Here is a 19703-nt window from a genome sequence, read left to right as displayed (position 1 = left end):
GTCTACAGGGTTCCGATCCAGTTGGTGAGCAGCTGCGCTCCGGCGTCGCCGGACTTCTCGGGGTGGAACTGGGTGGCCCACAGGGCGCCGTTCTCGACGGCCGCGACGAAGGGCTTGCCGTGCGTCGTCCAGGTCACCCTGGGTGCGTGCATGGCCGGGTTGTGCACTTCGAGGGACCAGTCGTGGACCGCGTAGGAGTGCACGAAGTAGAAGCGCGCGTCGGCGTCCAGCCCGGCGAAGAGTTCGGAGCCGGCAGGTGCCTCGACGGTGTTCCAGCCCATGTGCGGCACGATCTCGGCCTGGAGCGGCTCGACGGAGCCGGGCCACTCGTCGAGGCCCTCGGTCTCCACGCCGTGCTCGATACCGCGCGCGAACAGGATCTGCATGCCCACGCAGATGCCCATCACCGGGCGCCCGCCGGACAGTCGGCGGTCGATGATCCAGTCGCCGCGCGCCTCCTTGAGCCCCCGCATACAGGCGGCGAAGGCGCCGACGCCCGGCACCAGCAGACCGTCGGCGTTCATGGCCCGGTCGAAGTCACGGGTTATCTCGACGTCGGCCCCGGTGCGGGCGAGGGCGCGCTCTGCGGACCGCACGTTCCCGAAGCCGTAGTCGAACACGACGACCTTCTTGGACGGAGCGCTCAATTCCACACCTCCAGCCGCATGATCCCGGCGACCAGGCACATCGCGGCGCCGATCGACAGCAGCACGATCAGCTGCTTGGGCATCCCCTGCTTGACGAAGGAGATGATGCCGCCGACCAGGAAGAGGCCGACGACGATGAGGACGGTCGACAGCCCGGTCACAGCGCGCCCTTCGTGGAGGGGAGGATGCCGGCGGCCCGCGGGTCGCGCTCGCTCGCGTACCGCAGCGCCCTCGCCAGCGCCTTGAACTGGCACTCCACGATGTGGTGGGCGTTTCGACCGTACGGCACGTGCACGTGCAGCGCGATCTGGGCCTGGGCGACGAAGGACTCCAGGATGTGCCTGGTCATCGTGGTGTCGTACGCGCCGATCATCGGCGCCATGTTCTCGGGCTCGGTGTGCACGAGGTAGGGGCGGCCGGACAGGTCGACGGTCACCTGGGCCAGGGACTCGTCCAGCGGGACCGTGCAGTTCCCGAAGCGGTAGATCCCCACCTTGTCGCCGAGCGCCTGCTTGAAGGCGGCGCCGAGCGCGAGGGCGGAGTCCTCGATGGTGTGGTGCGAGTCGATGTGCAGATCGCCCTCGGTCTTCACGGTCAGGTCGAACAGACCGTGCCGGCCGAGCTGGTCGAGCATGTGGTCGTAGAAGCCGACGCCTGTCGACACATCGACCTTGCCGCTGCCGTCGAGATCGATCTCGACGAGCACCGACGTCTCCTTGGTGACTCGTTCCACGCGTCCCACGCGGCTCATGAACTGTGCTCCTTCTTCAGTGCGCGTACCGCGTCGAGGAACGCGTCGTTCTCCTCCGGGGTTCCGGCGGACACCCGCAGCCATCCCGGAATGCCGTTGTCCCGGACCAGCACCCCGTGGTCGAGGATCCTCTGCCAGGCGGCGTGCGAGCCGCCCTCCCCCTCGAACCGCCCGAACTGCACGAAGTTCGCGTCCGACTCCACGACCTCGTATCCGGCCGCCCGCAGCTCGCTCACCAGCCGGTCCCGCTCCGACTTCAGCTGCTCGACGTACTTCAGCAGCGTGTCGGTGTGCTCCAGGGCGGCCAGCGCGGTCGCCTGGGTGACGGCCGAGAGGTGGTAGGGCAGCCGTACGAGCTGCACCGCGTCGACGACGGCGGGGTGCGCGGCGAGGTAGCCGAGGCGAAGACCGGCGGCGCCGAACGCCTTGGACATGGTCCGTGAGACGACGAGATTCGGCCGTCCTTCGATGAGCGGCAGCAGCGAGTCGCCGTGGCTGAACTCGATGTAGGCCTCGTCCACGATCACCATCGACGGCTTCGCGGCCTGCGCGGCCTCGTACAGCGCGAGGACCGTCTCGCGCGGGACCGCGTTGCCCGTGGGGTTGTTCGGGGTGGTGACGAAGACGACGTCCGGCCGGTGCTCGGCGATCGCCTTCCGCGCCGCCGCCAGGTCGATGGTGAAGTCGGCGTCGCGCGGACCGGAGATCCAGCCCGTGCCCGTGCCCCGGGCGATCAGACCGTGCATCGAGTACGACGGCTCGAAGCCGATCGCCGTACGGCCCGGTCCGCCGAAGGTCTGCAGCAGCTGCTGGATGACCTCGTTGGAGCCGTTGGCGGCCCAGACGTTGGCCGGGCCGACCCGGTGACCGGATGTGTCCGTCAGGTACTCGGCGAGCCGGGTGCGCAGCTCCACGGCGTCCCGGTCCGGGTAGCGGTTGAGGTCGCGGGCCGCCTCGCGGACACGCTCGGTGATGCGCTCGACCAGCGCCTCGGGCAGCCGGTAGGGGTTCTCGTTGGTGTTCAGCCGTACGGGGACGTCCAACTGGGGCGCGCCGTAAGGGGACTTGCCCCGCAGCTCGTCCCGTACGGGGAGATCGTCGATTCCGAAGTTCACTTGCTCGCCGGTACCTTCCAGCCGAACCTTGCCTTGATCGCCGCCCCGTGGGCCGGCAGGTCCTCCGCCTCCGCCAGCGTGACCACGTGATGCGCGACCTCGGCCAGCGCGTCCTGTGTGTAGTCGACGATGTGGATGCCGCGCAGGAAGGACTGGACCGACAGACCCGAGGAGTGGCAGGCGCAACCGCCGGTGGGCAGGACGTGGTTGGAGCCGGCCGCGTAGTCGCCGAGCGAGACCGGCGCCCAGGGGCCGATGAAGACGGCGCCCGCGTTCCTCACCCGGTCGGCGACGGCGGCGGCGTCGGCCGTCTGGATCTCCAGGTGCTCGGCGCCGTACGCGTCGACGACCCGGAGCCCCTCCTCGACGCCGTCGACGAGGACGATCGCGGACTGCCGGCCGTTCAGGGCGGGCACGATCCGGTCCTCGATGTGCTTGGTGGCCGCGACCTGCGCCTCCAGCTCCTTCTCGACCGCGTCCGCGAGCGCCACGGAGTCGGTGACCAGGACGGCGGCGGCCAGCGGGTCGTGCTCGGCCTGGCTGATCAGGTCGGCGGCGACGTGCACCGGATCGGCGGACTCGTCGGCCAGGACCGCGATCTCGGTCGGACCGGCCTCGGCGTCGATGCCGATCCTGCCGGTGAAGTAGCGCTTGGCCGCGGCGACCCAGATGTTGCCGGGGCCGGTGACCATGTTGGCGGGCGCGCAGGACTCGGTGCCGTGCGCGAACATCGCGACGGCGGTGGCGCCCCCGGCGGCGTACACCTCGTCGACGCCGAGCAGCGCGCAGGCGGCGAGGATCGTCGGGTGCGGGAGCCCGTCGAACTCGGCCTGGGCGGGCGAGGCGAGGGCGATGGACTCGACGCCGGCCTCCTGAGCGGGCACGACGTTCATGACCACCGAGGAGGGGTAGACCGAGCGGCCGCCGGGCGCGTACAGCCCGACGCGCTCGACCGGCACCCACTTCTCGGTGACGGAACCGCCCGGCACGACCTGGGTGGTGTGCGTCGTACGGCGCTGCTCGCGGTGGACGAGACGGGCGCGCCGGATGGACTCCTCCAGGGCCGCGCGCACGGCCGGGTCGAGCTCGTCGAGCGCCTTGGTGAGCGCCTCGGCGGGCACCCGGACCTGCTTCAGCCTCACCCCGTCGAACTTCTCGGCGAAGTCGATCAGCGCCGCGTCGCCCCGATGATGCACGGCCTCGCAGATCGGACGCACCTTCTCGAGGGCGGCCTGAACGTCGAAGTCGGCTCGGGGCAGCAGGTCGCGCAGGGCGGGGCCCTCGGGGAGGGCGTCGCCGCGCAGATCGATTCGGGAGATCACGGACTCAATTCTCTCAGACGGGGGTCCGGCGTCGTCCGCGCGTATCAATGGCTGATACAGAACGGCCGGGGGAACCCGGAAGATCGCCTTCACGTCCTGTGCTTCGGGTGTTGACCAACGGGCATGAACGGTTGTGCGAGCACAGGGACTGGAGGAGCAGTGACCGAGGGGGCCGGCTTGCGTGCCGGAGGAGACGCCGGCGAGCTGCCGGACGATCTGACCGCCGCCGAGGCCGGTATGTGGCAGGCCTTCCGCAACGGCAGCGTGTACGACCTGAGCAGCGGGGACCCGGTCGTCGACGATCCGCACGGCGGACACCCCTGGGGGCCCGGGCGGACCGTACGGGCGCGGATCGTGTGCTGGCTGCTGCTGGACGGGCCGCCGGCGCTCGCGGGCCGGGTGTCCTCGCTGAAGCTGGCCGGTGTGCAGATCAGCGGCACGATGGATCTCGCGGGCGGGATCGTGACGCCGTACGTGGAAATGCGCGGCTGCCGTTTCGAGCGGGACGTCCTGCTGCCGGAGGCCCGCTTCACGACGATGCGGATGATCGGCTGCTCGGTGCCCCGGCTGGAGGCGGCCCGGGTGCACACGGAGGGCGATCTGCATCTGCCGCGCTGCCGGTTCCACAACGGTGTCCGGCTCACCGACGCGCACATCGGCACGGATCTGATGCTCAACCAGGCGATCGTCCGCCGGGACCGCTCCGGGCGCTCCATCGCCGCCGACGGCATGACGGTCGGCCAGGACCTCCAGGCCGAGCTGCTGGAGTCGGAGGGCGAGCTGAGCCTGCGCAGCGCCAAGGTCGGTGTGTCGCTGAGCCTGCGCGGGGCGCGCCTCGCCAACCCGTACGGCCGGCTCGCGCTGAACGCGCCCCAGCTGACCGTCGGGCGCACGCTCTATCTGACCCCGGCCGGCGTCGGGGCGTCGATGCTGAGCGGGGCGACACCCGCGCGCGGGACGCGCATCCAGCGGTTCGAGGCCCAGGGCGGGGTGCGCCTGGACGACGGCCGGTTCGGGGACGCGGTCGACCTGGAGCGGGCGCGGTTCGCCTTCACCGACGACCAGGAGCTGTCGCTGCGCCGCGTCCAGACACCGGAACTGCGGTTCCTCGGCGAGAAGCCGCAGCGCGGCAAGGTCGTCCTGTCGGGGGCACGGGTGGTCAACCTGATCGACCGGTCGAGCGCCTGGCCGGCCCCGGGCAACCTGCACATGGGCGGTTTCCAGTACGAGAACCTCGTACCGCAGGGGCCTTTCCCGCTGGAGGAGCGGCTGGAGTGGGTGGCCGCGGCGACCGCCGAGTACAACCCGGAGCCGTACGAGCGCCTGGCCGCCGTGCTGCGGGCGGGCGGTGAGGACGAGGACGCGCGCGAGGTGCTGCTGGCCAAGCAGCGCCGGCGCCGGGAGAGCCTGCCGGTCGCCGCGAAGCTGTGGGGATACGCGCAGGACTGGACGGTGGCCTACGGATACCGGCCGGGGCGGGCCGCGGTGTGGATGGCGGTGCTGTGGGCGGCGGGCTCGCTGGCCTTCGCGCACGCGAGTCATCCGCCGCTGCAGCCGGGGGCGCATCCGCCGTGGAACCCGGCGCTGTTCGCGCTGGACCTGCTGCTGCCGGTCATCGATCTGGGGCAGGTCGGGGTCTGGCAGCTGCGCGGTGGCTGGCAGTGGCTGGCCGCGATGATGATCCTGCTGGGCTGGGTGCTGGCGACCACGGTGGCGGCCGGGGCGACGCGGCTGCTGCGCCGCAACTGATCACCGCCCGGATCCGATCATCACGGGATCTCCATATGCCGGACAGTTGTTGCACATAGGACCTTTACGGTGTCTTGACTGCCGGGCGTACAACTTTCGATGAGTTGCCCCTTCCCGCTGGCGCACCCCTGACCTGCGGCCTTTCAATGGTCGACACCATGGCACTGCTGCACCCCTTCAGCCGCGCGGCCCGGACCCCCCGGACCGCTCAGCACCCCGCCGCCTCCGCGCCGCCCGCGGACGCCTTCGGCCTGCCGGCCGACGACGAGGTCCTGCTCGACGCGCCCGACGACCGGCTCGGCCCCGCGCTGGTCGCCGCCGCGCGCGGCGAGTACGGCCCGGTGTCCGCGCTGCTGACCGGCACCCGCGCGCGCGGCGAGTGGGAGTACCGCGACCGCTACGCCAGACGGCTGACGGCCTTCGCGCGCTCACGCGTCGAGTGGCTGGAGCAGTGGTACGCGGACACGCCCCACGACCCGGACGTCCTGCTGCTGCGTGCCCAGCTCGCGGTGGACCGCGCCTGGGACTCCCCGGCGCGCGCTGAGCTGCTGCGCGAGGTGAGCCCGATGATCACGGCCGCGGCGCGGGGCGACGACCGCGACCCGGTGCCGTGGCGGATCGCGCTGGACCACGCGCGCGGCGCGGGCGCGGGCCACAAGTACTTCGGCGAGCTCTGGGAGGCGGCACTGCGCCGCGCCCCGCACCACTACGGCTGCCACACGGCCGCCCTGCGCTATCTGGCGGCCTCCTGGAAGGGCTCGTACCGCGAGTGCTTCGACTTCGCCGACCGGGCCGCCCAGGACGCCCAGGACGACTCGCTCCTGCAGGCGCTGCCGTCCCGGGCGGCCTTCGCCTGTCTGACCGGCGGCGCCGACAGCCAGGTGCCGCGCGAGCGGCTGGAGGCGGCGGCCGACCGGGCGATCGCCCTCTCGGCCCGCTTCCCGGCGGCGACGCCCTGGCCGGCCGAGATACGTAACAAACTGGTGTACGTCCTCGTGCGCCTGGAGCGCCGGCAGGACGCGCTCGCCCAACTGCGGCTGATCGGCCCGTACGCCACGTCCTTCCCGTGGGACCACCTGTCGGACGACCCGCTGGCCCTCTTCCTGAAGATGCGCGCGGACGTCGTCGGCCACTGCTCGGAGGCTCTGGAACCGCCCCCTCGGGAGCCGCTCGGTGACCATGGCGGACGCGCCCGCTCCGCCGACCATTAGGCTCTTGCGCCGTGACCATCGTCCGTCTCCCGCTCTTCCCCCTGAACTCGGTGCTGTTCCCGGGGTTGGTGCTCCCGCTGAACGTCTTCGAGGAGCGCTATCGCGCCATGATGCGCGACCTGCTCAAGACCCCCGAGGAGGAACCGCGCCGGTTCGCCGTCGTGGCGATCCGCGACGGCCACGAGGTGGCGCCGAGCGCGCCCGGCATGCCGGATCCCACGGCGGTGCCGGAGCGCGGCCCGGCGGCCGGCTTCGGGACCGATCCGCTGAAGTCGTTCCACGGCGTGGGCTGTGTGGCGGACGCGGCGACGATCCGCGAGCGGGAGGACGGCACGTACGAGGTCCTGGCGACGGGAACCACCCGTGTCCGCGTCGTCTCCCTGGATGCCTCGGGCCCCTATCTCACGGCCGAACTCGAGGAGCTCCCGGAGGAACGGGGCGACGAGGCGGGCGCGCTCGCCGAGGGGGTGCTGCGGGCCTTCCGCCAGTACCAGAAGCGCCTGGCGGGCGCGCGGGAGCGGTCGCTGTCCACGGGCGCCGACCTCCCCGACGAACCGGCGGTGGTCTCCTACCTGGTCGCGGCGGCGATGATGCTGGACACCCCCACCAAACAACGCCTCCTCCAGGCTCCCGACACCGCGTCCCGGCTCCGCGACGAGCTGAAACTCCTTCGCTCCGAGACGGCCATCATCCGTAGCCTGCCGTCACTGCCCGCGTCGGACCTGACGCGCGGCCGGACGAGCCTCAACTGACATCACTTGTGAAGGCCGGGATGGCGAAGAAGTCGAAGAAACAGCAGCAGGGCGGCACACCGGCGACGGTGGCCCTCACGGCGGCGGGCGTGCCCTTCACGATCCACGCCTACGACCACGACCCCGCGCACCCCTCGTACGGCGAGGAGGCGGCGGAGGCGATGGGGGTGTCCCCGGAGCGCGTCTTCAAGACACTCGTGGCGGACGTGGACGGCACGCTGACCGTGGCCGTGGTCCCGGTGGCGGGCACCCTGGACCTCAAGTCGCTGGCCACCGCGGTGGGCGGGAAACGAGCGGCGATGGCCGACCCCACCCTCGCCGAACGCACCACGGGCTACGTCCGGGGCGGCATCTCCCCCCTCGGCCAGCGGAAGAAACTCCCCACGGTCCTGGACGCCTCCGCCTCCGCCCACCCCACGATCTGCGTCTCGGCGGGCCGCCGCGGCCTGGAGGTCGAACTCTCCCCCGAGGACCTCACGAAGCTCACCGAAGCGGTGGTGGCCCCCATCGGCCGCGCGTGACCCCTCGACGCCGGTCTCTCGCTCGGTTAAGAACGAGAGACATGTCGAAGAGAACCCGCAAGCGCAAGTGGCGCGTCAAGAAGGGCCGCTCCAACCACGGCCACCGCCCGTCCTGACCTCCCACCCATCGAAGGAAACCGCACCCTCAAACGCCGGTCCGTGTGATTCAGCCCGTCTGGGGGTGCCCCCTCCGGGGGAGTTTGAGGACGAGGCCGTTCAGGCCGATGGCGGGGGTCTGGGGCAGCAGCCCCCAGGGCGCGGGGTCGAAGGGGCGGCAGCCCCTGGGGATGGGACGGGTAAGGGCGGTGGGGGCGAGAAACCGGTCTACGGGAGTGGGGCGCCGTAGGGATCCTGCTGCGCGGGCCCCTGCTGGTACGGATCCGGATCCCGGGGACCGAACAGCGCCGTCAACCCCAGATGCACCAGCAGCGCCGCCAGCGACCACGCCAGCACCGCCCCCTTCGCCCCCAGCTTCAGCGGCGCCGAGAAGGTGACCCCCTTCCCCACCTGCTTGGCATGCGCGATCACATCCTGCGCGGGACCGAGCCACACACCCAGCCGCCAGGCCAGCAGAGACCCGAGCAGCCCCCCGACCCCCAGCGCCACCACGAGCGGCACACCCCCACGCCGCCGCCAGAAGAACACGCCCAGCGCGCTCACCGCACCGAACCCCAGCGCGAGCAGCGTGAACGTTCCGTCCACCCCGACCGCCTGCTCCCCCTCGCTGTCGGCGAGATAGACGACCCAGCTCTTGTCCACGACGTCCCCGACCAGCGGCACATGCGGCGCCAGCCACCACCACAGCACCCCGAGCAGCACCCCACCGAGCGCCACGGCCACCGTGATCACGGCGGCGTCCCGCACTTCGGTCTTCATCCCGGGCCCGTCCTGTCCGTACGTACCGTCCCAGGCCGCGTCGCGCGCGGCGGGAGGCGCATACCCGGCAGCCGGCGGCTGCCACGCGTTCTGCGAGGACTGTTCATGCGGAGGCGGTGGCGGAGTCAACGGTGCGGTCACCCTGACATCGTGCCAGGCCCGCCTGTGCGGCGCGTCACCGGACGGCCGCCCGACGGTACGCCCAGGTGGCGACGGTCAGCGAGGCGACGCCCACCCCGGCGCAGACGGCCAGGTCACCGACGACGAACGCCCAGTCGGGATGCGGTCCGAAGGTCCGTGCGAAAGCCTCCACGCCGTAGGTCGACGGCAGCAGATCCCGGGCGAACCGCACGAGCTCCGGCATCCGGTCGGCCGGCAGCACTCCGAGCAGCAGGGCCACCGACATGCCCAGCTGCCCCAGCAGGGTCGCCAGTTCGGGCCGCGGCGCGAGCAGCCCCAGCGCCGCCCCCAGTCCCGACAGCGCCGCTCCCGCGAGCGGGATCACGGCGAGCAGCACCCACAGATGCGCCAGCGGCAGCCCGAACAGCACGCTCCCGAAGATCGCGGTCACCACGGTCCCGGGCACGGTGAAGGACGCGTACGCCCCCGCCGCCCCCAGCACCACCGCCGCGGGCGGCACCGGCAGCGTCGCGTAGTGGTCGAGCCCCCCGTTGCCCCGCAGCTGTCCGAAGTACTGGGCGAGCAGGTTCAGCCCGACGAAGGCCACGACCAGCACGGACCCTCCGGCGACCACGAACCGGGCGTCGTCGCCACCCGCGTCCACGACCCCGCGCAGCATGATCATGATGCCGACCGACTGGAAGGTCGCCACGAACAGCAGCGGTATCCGCGCGACGCGGGCCCGCGACAGCTGCGCGCGGTACACGGCGACGAGCGACGGCCACATCCGGGCCCTCGGTCCGAGTTCCTCCTCGCCCGGCGCACCGTCGGCCTCCTCGGCCGCGGCACCGGGCAGCATCTCGGCGGGTACGACACTCACGACGAGCTGCGCTCCTTCCCTGCGGCGCGCACGCCGTCCCCCACGGACGCGCTCTCCCGTCCCTGCACGGACACGGCCATCCGACCCGGCACGGCCGTCCGTAGGGACACGACACCTTGTACGGTCCCGGCGGACATCCCGCTCACGCTCACGCCCCTCACGCTCACGCCTTCACCAGCCCGCGCGCCGCCCCGCCCAGCGCCAGATACACGTCCTCCAGGCTGGGCGTGGCCAGCGTGAAGTCGTCCAGCGCCGCGAAGGCGGCCCCGCCGGTGACCGTGGCGACGACCGCGCGCGCCTCCTCGGGCACGAGCCGCAGCGTCCAGCGCCGCCCGGCCTCCACGGCCCGTTCGCGCAGCGCGGCGACCTCGGGGACGTGCAGCGGCGCCGTCTCGCGCCACACCAGCTCGACCCGCACCTCCCCGGCCACCTGCTCCTTGAGGCCGGCGGGCGTGTCACAGGCGATCACCCGCCCCTGGTCGAGCACGGCGACCCGGTCCAGCACGGTCTCGGCCTCGATCACGTTGTGGGTGACGAGAAGAACCGTCGTCCCCCGCTCGGCCCGCCGCCGGTCGACCGCGGCCCACACGGCACGCCGCGCCACGGGGTCCATCCCGGTGGTCGGCTCGTCCAGCACCAGCAGCGGTCGCTCCCCGACCAGCGCGGCGGCGAGACACGCCAGCCGCCGCTGTCCGCCGGACAGCTTCTTGAGCGCCCGCCCGGCAAGGACCGTGAGACCGAGTTCCTCGAGTACGGCGTCCCGCTCACCGCGTGCCTGGCGCGCCTCCAGGCCGCGCAGCCGCCCGGTCGTCTCGACGGCCAGCGACACGGTCAGCTCGTCCAGGGCGGTGGACTCCTGCCCCAGGTAGGCGAGGATCCGGGAGGCCCGCTCGGGGTGCTTGACGATGTCGTGTCCGAGGATCTCCACGCGCCCGGCATCGGGCCGCATCAGCCCGGTCAGCTGCCGTACGAGGGTGGACTTGCCGGCGCCGTTGGGCCCGAGGAGCCCGAAGATCTCACCGCGGCGGATGTCGAGGCGCACGTCGTCGGTGGCCCGGACCGCGGGGGCCCCCGGCGCGCCGCGCCGTCCCCGCACCGCCGGATAGGTCTTGGTCAGCCCGCGCACCGCGCACACGACATCGCCACCGTGCCGAAGTGCCTGTGCCGCGCGCGTACTCACAAGGCACGAGGGTACGTGGTCCGAAGGCCCCGCCCGGTCTCGGGGAGGTCCACAACCACAAATCCGCCGGTAAAGAACTACTCCCCTGCGGACGCGTGCTCCGCCGCCGTGCGCACGTCGATCTCCCGCCAGAAACCGGCCCGAATGGCGTAACGGTCGTGTTCGTCGATCTGGTCGTCCTTGTGGGCCAGCAGTCCGAAGCGCGCCGCGTACCGCAGCAGCTCGCCGTCGATCCGGTGCGGGATGCGCGGATACATCCCGGACAGCTTCTGCAGATGACTCTGGTCCCCCAGCCGCTCCATCCATCGCCGCGCGAACACCTGTCCGACCTCGTACGGATCACCGCCGACCGTGGTGATGTCCTCCTCCCGGTCGGCCCACCGCTGCTCCGCCGTGGTCAGCTGCGCCAGCGTCGGCATGGAGGCGGCCTCGGCGGGCTCGGCGGGCGGCCGGTCGACCCAGCCCTTGTCGGAGGACCAGCGCAGGGTCGCGTTGGCGGGGTGCTGGGCGGGCTGGACGCCCGGCGCGCGCAGGGCGGCGAGGTCCTTGGGCGTGGGGACGCCCTTGGGCGCGGGCACACGCTCCTGTGTGCCGTTCTCGGAGCCGGCGATCGCGGGCGCGTGCTCGCCGTCCTCGACGGCCCGCTCGGGCGCCGCCGAGAGCGGTGCGTCCGGCAGCGGCGCCGACAGGATCGCGGCGATCTCGGGCCGCGGCACGGGTGACGGCGCACAGATCCCGCCGAGCTCCTTGGCCCGTACGGCCTTGGTGATCCAGGTACGGTCGAGCACCCGCCGCTCGTCCGCCTCGGCGACCAGGTCCTCGGACTGGTTGTAGTCCCCGTCGGCCGCCTGCACGGCCCACAGGTGTACGGCGACCCCGTGCTCCTTGGCGGCCATCATGCCCGGCAGCAGATCGCCGTCGCCGGTGACGAGGACGATGTCGGAGCAGGCGCGGTTCCTGGCCAGCTCGGTCAGCTCGGCGTGCATGGCGGCGTCGACGCCCTTCTGCGCCCAGCGTCCGTCGCTGCGGGTCAGGGCGCCGAGCCGGACCGTGACCCGGGGCATCACCCGCAGCCGGCGGTGCTCGGGCTGTGGGACGCGGTCGGGGGCGCCGTCGAACCAGTAGATGCGCAGCAGCGGCCGTTCGGTGTCCGACTCGGCGCGTTCGCGCAGGCCCTGGATGAGGGCGGCGTGGTCGACGGTGATGCGGGAGCGGGAGGGCTCCCCGGCGAGGAGACTCGCGGCGGCACCCAGCAGATACCCGGCGTCCACCAGGACGATGCAGCGGTCCACGCGATCCACCCTCTTTCCGGGAGGTTTGCTTCGGGCTTCCTTCGAGTCTGCCCGACCGCGCAGGTGTTAACGGTCCGAACTCGATCTTCGGCGTGGCGTTTCGAGGCCCGTCCGCCGCCCGCGCGCTCCGACAAGCCCTGTAACGGACGGTAATTATCCGAAATGCGTTCTTTGTCAGCCTATGTGAATCTGATCCCGGCCCTGGCCCCTAGATCCCCCACAGGAGGCAGATCACCATGGCCAAGAACAAGAAGCAGAACCGCAAGCAGCCGCAGACCGAGCGCGGTCAGCAGCAGGCCGAGCAGACCTCGATGGAGGCGCAGGCCGAGCAGCGTGCCACGCAGGTCACCCCGGGCGACATGGCCCGCAAGGGGCGGCAGAAGAGCTTCGGTCACAACTGACATCTGCATAAGGGTTGTTGAGACCCAGGCACACAGAGAGGGCGTACCCGGTCCACGGGTACGCCCTCTTCGCGCGAGCGGCGCGGCGAGGTCAACCCGCCAGGCAGGACGGGCCCAGCAGTACCTTCAGGTCACCGAAGAGCGCCGGGTCCGGCTTCACCCGGTGCCGGTCGAGCCGTAGCACGGTCGTCTTGGTCGGGCCCTGGAGCTTGATGCGGACCTCGCTCTCACCCTTGTGGTGGCTGAGGATCTCACCGAGGCGGTTGACCATCGGCGGGGTGACCCGGGTGACCGGGATGGTGAGGATCACCGGCGCGTTGGTGCCCGCGTTGGACAGATCGGGGACCTGGAGCTCCATCGCGACCAGCCGGGGCACGTCCTCGCGCTTGTCGAGGCGGCCCTTGACGAAGACCACGGCGTCCTCGACGAGTTGGGTCGACACCAGCTGGTACGTCGCCGGGAAGAACATGCACTCGATGGAGCCGGCGAGGTCCTCGACGGTGGCGATCGCCCAGGCGTTGCCCTGCTTGGTCATCTTGCGCTGGAGGCCGGAGATGATGCCTCCGATGGTCACCACGGCCCCGTCGGCGTGCTCACCGCCGGTGAGCTGGGCGATGCCCGCGTCGGCCTTGTCGGACAGCACGTGCTCCAGGCCGAAGAGCGGGTGGTCGGAGACATAGAGACCGAGCATCTCCCGCTCCTGGGCGAGCAGATAGGTCTTGTCCCACTCCTCGGGGGTGAACTCCACGTCGAGGCCGAAGCCCGGCTCGTCGGAGCCCTCGTCACCCATCCCGCCGAAGAGGTCGAACTGCCCCTCGGCCTCCTTGCGCTTGACCGCGACCACGTTGTCGATCATGGAGTCGAAGTGCGCGGTGAGGCCCTTGCGGGTGTGCCCCAGGGAGTCGAAGGCGCCCGCCTTGATCAGCGACTCCGTGGTGCGCTTGTTGCAGGCGACGGCCTCGACCTTGTCGAGGTAGTCGGGGAAGGAGGCGTACTTGCCCTTGGCCTTGCGGCTCCTGATGATCGACTCCACCACGTTCGTACCGACGTTGCGGACGGCCTCCAGGCCGAAGAGGATCACGTCGTCGCCCTGGGCGGCGAAGTTGTGCACCGACTCGTTGACGTTCGGCGGGAGCACCTTGATGCCCATGCGCCGGCACTCGTTCAGATAGACGGCCGACTTGTCCTTGTCGTCCTTGACCGAGGTGAGCAGACCGGCCATGTACTCGGCGGGGTGGTTGGCCTTGAGATAGGCGGTCCAGTACGAGACCAGGCCGTACGCGGCCGAGTGCGCCTTGTTGAACGCGTAGCCGGCGAACGGGACCAGCACGTCCCACAGGGCCTTGATCGCCTCGTCGCTGTAGCCGTTCTTCTGGGCGCCGGCCTGGAAGATGGTGAAGTTCTTCGCCAGTTCCTCGGGCTTCTTCTTGCCCATCACACGGCGGAGGATGTCGGCCTCGCCGAGCGAGTACCCGGCGATGATCTGCGCGGCCTTCTGCACCTGCTCCTGGTACACGATCAGGCCGTAGGTGACGTCCAGGACCTCCCTGAGGGGCTCCTCCAGCTCGGGGTGGATCGGGGTGATCTCCTGGAGCTTGTTCTTGCGCAGGGCGTAGTTGGTGTGCGAGTCCATGCCCATCGGGCCCGGACGGTACAGCGCGGAGACGGCGGAGATGTCCTCGAAGTTGTCGGGCTTCATCAGGCGCAGCAGGGAGCGCATGGGGCCGCCGTCGAACTGGAAGACGCCCAGGGTGTCACCGCGCTGGAGCAGTTCGAAGGTCTTCGGGTCGTCGAGCGGCAGGGCCAGCAGGTCCAGGTCGATGCCCTTGTTGGACTTCACCATCTTGACGGCGTCGTCCATGATCGTCAGGTTGCGCAGGCCGAGGAAGTCCATCTTCAGCAGGCCGAGCGACTCACAGCTCGGGTAGTCCCACTGGGTGATGGTCACGCCGTCGGTGTGCCGCACCCAGACCGGGGCGTGGTCGACGATGGGCTCGCTGGACATGATCACGCCGGCGGCGTGCACACCCATCTGCCGGACCAGGCCCTCCACGCCCTTGGCGGTGTCGATGACCTTCTTGACGTCCGGTTCGTTCTCGTACATGCCCCGGATCTCGCCCGCCTCGTTGTAGCGGGGGTGGCTCGGGTTGGTGATGCCGTCGAGGTCGATGCCCTTGCCGAGGACGTCGGCGGGCATCGCCTTGGTGAGGCGGTCGCCCATCGCGTACGGGTAGCCCAGCACGCGCGCGGAGTCCTTGATCGCGTTCTTGGCCTTGATCTTGCCGTAGGTGCCGATCATGGCGACCTTGTCGGCGCCGTACTTCTCGGTCACGTACCGGATCACCTCGACGCGCCTGCGCTCGTCGAAGTCGATGTCGACGTCGGGCATCGAGATGCGCTCGGGGTTGAGGAACCGCTCGAAGATCAGACCGTGCGGGATCGGGTCGAGGTCGGTGATGCCCATGGCGTAGGCGACGATCGAACCGGCCGCGGAGCCTCGGCCGGGGCCGACCGCGATGCCCTGGCTCTTGGCCCACATGATGAAGTCGGCGACGACGAGGAAGTAGCCCGGGAAGCCCATCGAGATGATGGTGTCCATCTCGTACTCGACCTGCTTCATACGGTCGTCCGGGATGCCGTCCGGGAAGCGGCGGTGCATGCCGCGCATGGTCTCCTCGCGGAACCAGGTGACCTCGGTGTAGCCCTCGGGGATCTCGAACTTCGGCATGAGGTTCCTGGCCTCGAACATGCCGTCGGTGTCGACCATCTCGGCGACCAGGAGGGTGTTGGCACAGCCCTCCTGCCAGGCGTCCGAGGAGTCGATGGCGTACATCTCGTCCGTGGACTTCAGGTAGTAGCCGGTGCCGTCGAACTTGAAGCGGTCCGGGTCGGAGAGGTTCTTGCCGGTCTGGATGCACAGCAGGGCGTCGTGGGCGGTCGCCTCGTGCGCGTACGTGTAGTGCGAGTCGTTCGTCACCAGGGGCGGGATGCCGAGCTTCCTGCCGATCTCCAGGAGGCCGTCGCGGACCCGGTGCTCGATGTCGATGCCGTGGTCCATCAGCTCCAGGAAGTAGCGGTCCTTGCCGAAGATGTCCTGGTAGTCGGCGGCCGCCTTCAGTGCCTCGTCGTACTGTCCCAGGCGCAGCCGGGTCTGGAGTTCGCCGGAGGGGCAGCCGGTGGAGGCGACGATCCCCTCGGACCACTGGGAGATGGTCTCCTTGTCCATCCGGGGCCACTTCTGCAGCCAGCCCTCGGCGTACGCGTCCGAGGAGAGCCGGAAGAGGTTGTGCAGACCCGTCTTGTTCACGGCCCACATCGTCTTGTGGGTGTAACCACCGGAACCGGAGACGTCGTCCTTCTTCTGGTGCGGCTGGCCCCACTGGATCTTCCGCTTGTTGCGCCGCGACTCGGGGGCGACATACGCCTCGATCCCGATGATCGGGGTGACCCCGGCCTTCTTCGCGGAATGGAAGAAGTCGTACGCCCCGTGGAGGTTGCCGTGGTCGGACATGGCGATATGCGTCATGCCCATCTCGTTGCACGCGTCGAACATGTCCTTGAGCCGCGCGGCACCGTCCAGCAGCGAGTACTGGGTGTGGACGTGCAGGTGCGTGAACGGCGGCTTTGACACGGTCGGGCCTCCAAGGGAAACGCTGGACGACGGGCTGGCGGACAGTCCTGGGGTCAGCGTCGAAGTCTATGCCGCGGGACTGACAATCCGACGGCAGCCCCGCGTACCTTCACAGCGAGGGTCGCGGGCACTTCCGCGGCCCCTCGCCCGTTGGACACGACAGAAACGCTGTCGTACACATCCATGCACCAGGAGGCACCCCGCGATGTCGGTACCCCGGCTCAACGACGAGCAGCGCGGCGACGAGATCCTCGCCGTCTTCGACACCGCCTTCGGCCGGCTCCTGGCCGCCGACCCGGCCGCGTTCCGCGTGAAGTTCCGCAAGATGGCGGCCTCCGCGTTCGCGTTCTACCGGGGCACGGCGTGCCTCTTCTACCACGACCTCGCCGCCGAGCGGCGCGGCGGCCCGTACCTCGACGAGCGCACCTCGCGCGTGTGGATCCACGGCGACCTGCACGCGGAGAACTTCGGCACGTACATGGACTCCAACGGCCGGCTGATCTTCAACGTCAACGACTTCGACGAGGCCTACGTCGGCCCCTTCACCTGGGACCTGAAGCGCTTCGCCGCCTCGATCGCGCTGATCGGGTACGCGAAGGCGCTCAGCGACGGGCAGATCAGCGAGCTGGTGGAGGTGTACGCGGGCGCGTACCGCGAGCGGATCCACGCGCTGGCGACCGGCGCGAAGAGCGACGAGGTGCCGCCGTTCACCCTGGACACCGCCGAGGGCCCGCTTCTGGGCGCCCTGCGCGCGGCCCGCTCGCTGACCCGCTTCGAGCTGCTGGACTCGATGACGGAGATCCGTGACTTCGAGCGCCGCTTCGCCCCGGGCGGTGGCTCCATCGAGCTGGACGCGGCCACCCGCTACAAGGTCCTCGCGGCCTTCGACGGCTATCTGGAGACCCTGCCGGACTCGTCCCTGGCCCGCCCGGACTCCTACCGGGTGAAGGACGTGGTCGGACGCCGGGGCATCGGTATCGGTTCGGCCGGTCTGCCGTCGTACAACATCCTCCTGGAGGGCCACAGCGACGCCCTGGAGAACGACGTCGTGATCTACATCAAGCAGGCCCAGACCCCGGCGGTCTCCCGGCACATCACCGACCCGGCGATCCGGGACTACTTCGTGCACGAGGGCCACCGCACGGTGATCTCCCAGCGCGCCCTGCAGCAGCACGCGGACCCGTGGCTGGGCTGGACCGAGCTGGACGGCGCGGGACAGCTGGTCGCCGAGGTGTCGCCGTACGCGGTCGACCTGGACTGGGGCGACATCGACGACCCGGAGGAGATCGCGACCGTCGTCGCCGACCTGGGGCGGGCCACGGCCACCATGCACGCGGCGGCGGACGACACCTCGGGCGAGTCACTGGTGCCGTTCTCCACCGAGCGGGCCATCGACGCGGCGATCGCGGCGGACGAGGACGGCTTCGCGGGCCTGCTCACCGACTTCGCGCACGGTTACGGCGCACGCGCGCGAAGCGACCACCAGATCTTCGTGGACCTGTTCCGCAACGGCCGGATTCCGGGTCTCTAACGGTCCGCACTCTCACAGGCAGGTTTTAGGGGTCCCTTACCGGAGCCCGTGACACACTCTGCACACCATGGACATATCCGGGACCCGACTCAGAGCGCTCCGCGCGGCGCTGTTCACGGCCTTGGTCGTGACGCTCAGCACCGCGTCGCACGTGCTGCTGTCCCGGGTCCCGCTGCCGCTGAACACGGTGGCCGCCGTCGCCGTCACCGTGTTCGCGGTCTCCTACGCGCTGGCCGGCCGCGAGCGCGGCTTCGGGCCGATCGCCGGTCTGCTGATCCCGCTGGAGCTGGCCTCCGACACGATCCTCACCACCGGCCAGCACGTCTGCTACGGCCGCGCGGGCGGCCCCGTCACCGGGCCGCTGCGCTCCGTCGGCTGGGACCTGCTGTGCGGCAGCGACACCCAGGTCGGCGTCCCGCTGACCCGGGTCACCGGCACCGGCACCGACCGCCTCTCGGACCTGCTCGCCCGCGCCACCCCGGGCACCGCCTGGCTGCTGCTGGGCGCCCACATCGGTGTCGGCCTGCTCGCGGCCGTCTGGCTGCGCCGCGGGGAGCGGGCCCTGGCCCAGCTGCTGCGCGCGCTGACCGCGACGACCTTCCGTCCGCTGCTGCTGGCCGTCGCCGCGGTGGCCGTACGGCCGGTGCCCGCGGTGGACGGCGTACGCCGCCCCGACGCGCCCGCCCCGGTGGTCCGCGACCGGCTGCTCGTGCACTCCCTGGGGCGGCGGGGCCCGCCGTGCCCGGTCCCGCTCGTCTGACCGGCGTCCGTCGCTCCGAAGAGCCCTGAGCGCGCCCCGCAGCGGTGGGCGCGTTCCCACCCCCACACGTATCCCGCGTACGACGTGTGCGCGTCCCCTATGGAGAAAACCAATATGAGCAAGCGGAACAGCGCGGCGGCGAAGACGGCGGCCCGTGAGCGGCTGCGCGCCGAGCGCGAGCGCCAGGCCAAGAAGGCCAAGGCCAAGCGGCAGATCATCGTGGCCGCCTCGGTCGTCGCCGTCCTCGCGGCGGCCGGCGGCATAGGCTACGCCGTCGTCCAGGCCAACAAGCCCGGTCACTGGGAGGCCGTGAAGGACGAGAAGGTCGTCGCCCCGGCCAACACCACGGGCACCGACGGCACGACCGTCGTCATCGGCAAGGCGAGCGCCAAGAAGACCCTCAAGGTCTACGAGGACCCGCGCTGCCCGATCTGCGCCCAGTTCGAGCAGACCGTCGGCTCGACCGTCAAGAAGGACATCGACGACGGCAAGTTCAAGATCCAGTACATCGGCGGCACCTTCCTCGACGGCGACGCCCTCGGCAAGGGCCAGATCGGCTCGCGCGGCGAGGGCTCCAAGACCGCGATGGCCGCGATGGGCGCCGCGCTGAACGTCAGCGACGAGGCCTTCCTGGAGTACAAGACCGCGCTGTACTCGAAGAAGTGGCACCCGGACGAGTCGACCGACAAGTTCAAGAGCGACGACTACCTCATCAAGGTCGCCCAGACGGTCCCGGCCCTGAAGGACAACACGGCGTTCCAGAACGCGGTCAGGAGCGGCAAGTACGACGCCTGGGCGCTCGCCATGTCGAAGACCTGGGACACCAACAAGGACGGTGTCACCGGCACCCCCAGCTTCGTCATGGACGGCAAGAAGCTGACCGTCGACAGCCAGGACAACCCGCCGATGACGGTGGCTCAGTTCAACCAGGTGATCGACGCGGCCCTCAAGGCCTGAACCGACG

General features: G+C 70.7%; 18 protein-coding genes. 8 read left to right on the top strand and 10 right to left on the bottom strand.

Translation table 11 applies throughout. From position 1 onward, the window contains the following. Positions 1 to 2: 2 nt before the first annotated feature. From hisH to hisD, 5 genes are read right to left on the bottom strand one after another with little or no spacing between them, the layout of a single operon-like run. Positions 3 to 653: an imidazole glycerol phosphate synthase subunit HisH gene (gene hisH / locus ABZT17_RS09280; protein WP_356345767.1), complete on the bottom strand. Its 651-nt coding sequence runs from the start codon at positions 651 to 653 to the stop codon at positions 3 to 5. Next, positions 644 to 808 carry a hypothetical protein gene (locus ABZT17_RS09275; RefSeq protein ID WP_356345764.1) on the bottom strand — a complete coding sequence of 55 codons (165 nt, stop codon included), beginning with the start codon at positions 806 to 808 and terminating at the stop codon, positions 644 to 646. Before ABZT17_RS09275 ends, hisH begins: the two co-directional genes overlap by 10 nt. After that, on the bottom strand, positions 805 to 1398 hold the full coding sequence (hisB, locus tag ABZT17_RS09270) for an imidazoleglycerol-phosphate dehydratase HisB (protein WP_356345762.1): 594 nt from the start codon (positions 1396 to 1398) through the stop codon (positions 805 to 807). Before hisB ends, ABZT17_RS09275 begins: the two co-directional genes overlap by 4 nt. Then, on the bottom strand, positions 1395 to 2513 hold the full coding sequence (locus ABZT17_RS09265; protein WP_356345759.1) for a histidinol-phosphate transaminase: 1119 nt from the start codon (positions 2511 to 2513) through the stop codon (positions 1395 to 1397). Before ABZT17_RS09265 ends, hisB begins: the two co-directional genes overlap by 4 nt. Beyond that, positions 2510 to 3835 carry a histidinol dehydrogenase gene (hisD, locus tag ABZT17_RS09260; protein WP_356345757.1) on the bottom strand — a complete coding sequence of 442 codons (1326 nt, stop codon included), beginning with the start codon at positions 3833 to 3835 and terminating at the stop codon, positions 2510 to 2512. The genes ABZT17_RS09265 and hisD overlap by 4 nt, the downstream gene beginning before the upstream one ends. Positions 3836 to 3994: 159 nt before the next feature. On the opposite strand from hisD, the gene ABZT17_RS09255 reads away from it, so the two are divergent. The 4 genes from ABZT17_RS09255 (at position 3995) to ybaK (ending at position 8068) form a co-directional block, all read left to right on the top strand. Next, complete coding sequence (locus ABZT17_RS09255; protein ID WP_356345754.1) at positions 3995 to 5584, top strand: oxidoreductase; 1590 nt, start codon at positions 3995 to 3997, stop codon at positions 5582 to 5584. A gap of 146 nt (positions 5585 to 5730) precedes the next feature. Further along, positions 5731 to 6795 (top strand): hypothetical protein, encoded by a 1065-nt coding sequence (locus tag ABZT17_RS09250; protein WP_356345752.1) that lies wholly within the window; start codon positions 5731 to 5733, stop codon positions 6793 to 6795. An 11-nt stretch (positions 6796 to 6806) separates the two neighbouring features. Continuing rightward, positions 6807 to 7547, top strand: coding sequence for an LON peptidase substrate-binding domain-containing protein (locus ABZT17_RS09245; RefSeq protein WP_356345750.1), 741 nt, complete (start codon positions 6807 to 6809; stop codon positions 7545 to 7547). Positions 7548 to 7567: 20 nt separating this feature from the next. Next, a complete protein-coding gene (gene ybaK / locus ABZT17_RS09240; protein ID WP_356345747.1) occupies positions 7568 to 8068 on the top strand; it encodes a Cys-tRNA(Pro) deacylase in 501 nt (166 codons plus the stop codon). Between the two features lie 324 nt (positions 8069 to 8392). On the opposite strand, the gene ABZT17_RS09235 is transcribed toward ybaK, so the two are convergent. From ABZT17_RS09235 to ABZT17_RS09220, 4 genes are all read right to left on the bottom strand, one after another. Then, positions 8393 to 9085: an AAA family ATPase gene (locus tag ABZT17_RS09235; protein WP_356345743.1), complete on the bottom strand. Its 693-nt coding sequence runs from the start codon at positions 9083 to 9085 to the stop codon at positions 8393 to 8395. 34 nt (positions 9086 to 9119) lie between these two features. Beyond that, entirely contained in the window at positions 9120 to 9944 is an 825-nt protein-coding gene (locus ABZT17_RS09230; protein WP_356345741.1) for an ABC transporter permease, read from the bottom strand. A gap of 163 nt (positions 9945 to 10107) precedes the next feature. Beyond that, positions 10108 to 11079 carry an ABC transporter ATP-binding protein gene (locus tag ABZT17_RS09225; RefSeq protein ID WP_356345859.1) on the bottom strand — a complete coding sequence of 324 codons (972 nt, stop codon included), beginning with the start codon at positions 11077 to 11079 and terminating at the stop codon, positions 10108 to 10110. A 122-nt stretch (positions 11080 to 11201) separates the two neighbouring features. Then, positions 11202 to 12416, bottom strand: coding sequence for an NYN domain-containing protein (locus ABZT17_RS09220; RefSeq protein WP_356345738.1), 1215 nt, complete (start codon positions 12414 to 12416; stop codon positions 11202 to 11204). A gap of 236 nt (positions 12417 to 12652) precedes the next feature. Between ABZT17_RS09220 and ABZT17_RS09215 the strand changes: the two genes are divergently transcribed. Continuing rightward, a complete protein-coding gene (locus ABZT17_RS09215; protein WP_356345736.1) occupies positions 12653 to 12817 on the top strand; it encodes a hypothetical protein in 165 nt (54 codons plus the stop codon). A gap of 91 nt (positions 12818 to 12908) precedes the next feature. Here ABZT17_RS09215 and dnaE read toward each other — a convergent pair whose 3' ends face one another. Then, positions 12909 to 16448, bottom strand: a complete 3540-nt coding sequence (dnaE, locus tag ABZT17_RS09210; RefSeq protein ID WP_356345732.1) for a DNA polymerase III subunit alpha — start codon at positions 16446 to 16448, stop codon at positions 12909 to 12911. A 205-nt stretch (positions 16449 to 16653) separates the two neighbouring features. Between dnaE and ABZT17_RS09205 the strand changes: the two genes are divergently transcribed. From ABZT17_RS09205 to ABZT17_RS09195, 3 genes are all read left to right on the top strand, one after another. Further along, complete coding sequence (locus ABZT17_RS09205) at positions 16654 to 17979, top strand: DUF2252 domain-containing protein (RefSeq protein ID WP_356345730.1); 1326 nt, start codon at positions 16654 to 16656, stop codon at positions 17977 to 17979. 67 nt (positions 17980 to 18046) lie between these two features. Further along, positions 18047 to 18739 (top strand): hypothetical protein, encoded by a 693-nt coding sequence (locus ABZT17_RS09200; protein WP_356345727.1) that lies wholly within the window; start codon positions 18047 to 18049, stop codon positions 18737 to 18739. Positions 18740 to 18853: 114 nt separating this feature from the next. After that, entirely contained in the window at positions 18854 to 19696 is an 843-nt protein-coding gene (locus ABZT17_RS09195; protein WP_356345725.1) for a thioredoxin domain-containing protein, read from the top strand. Positions 19697 to 19703: the final 7 nt, after the last annotated feature.

The sequence above is a fragment of the Streptomyces sp. NPDC005648 genome, from assembly GCF_040605395.1.
Taxonomy (GTDB): Bacteria; Actinomycetota; Actinomycetes; order Streptomycetales; family Streptomycetaceae; genus Streptomyces.
This window is presented reverse-complemented; position numbering and strand designations above follow the sequence as displayed.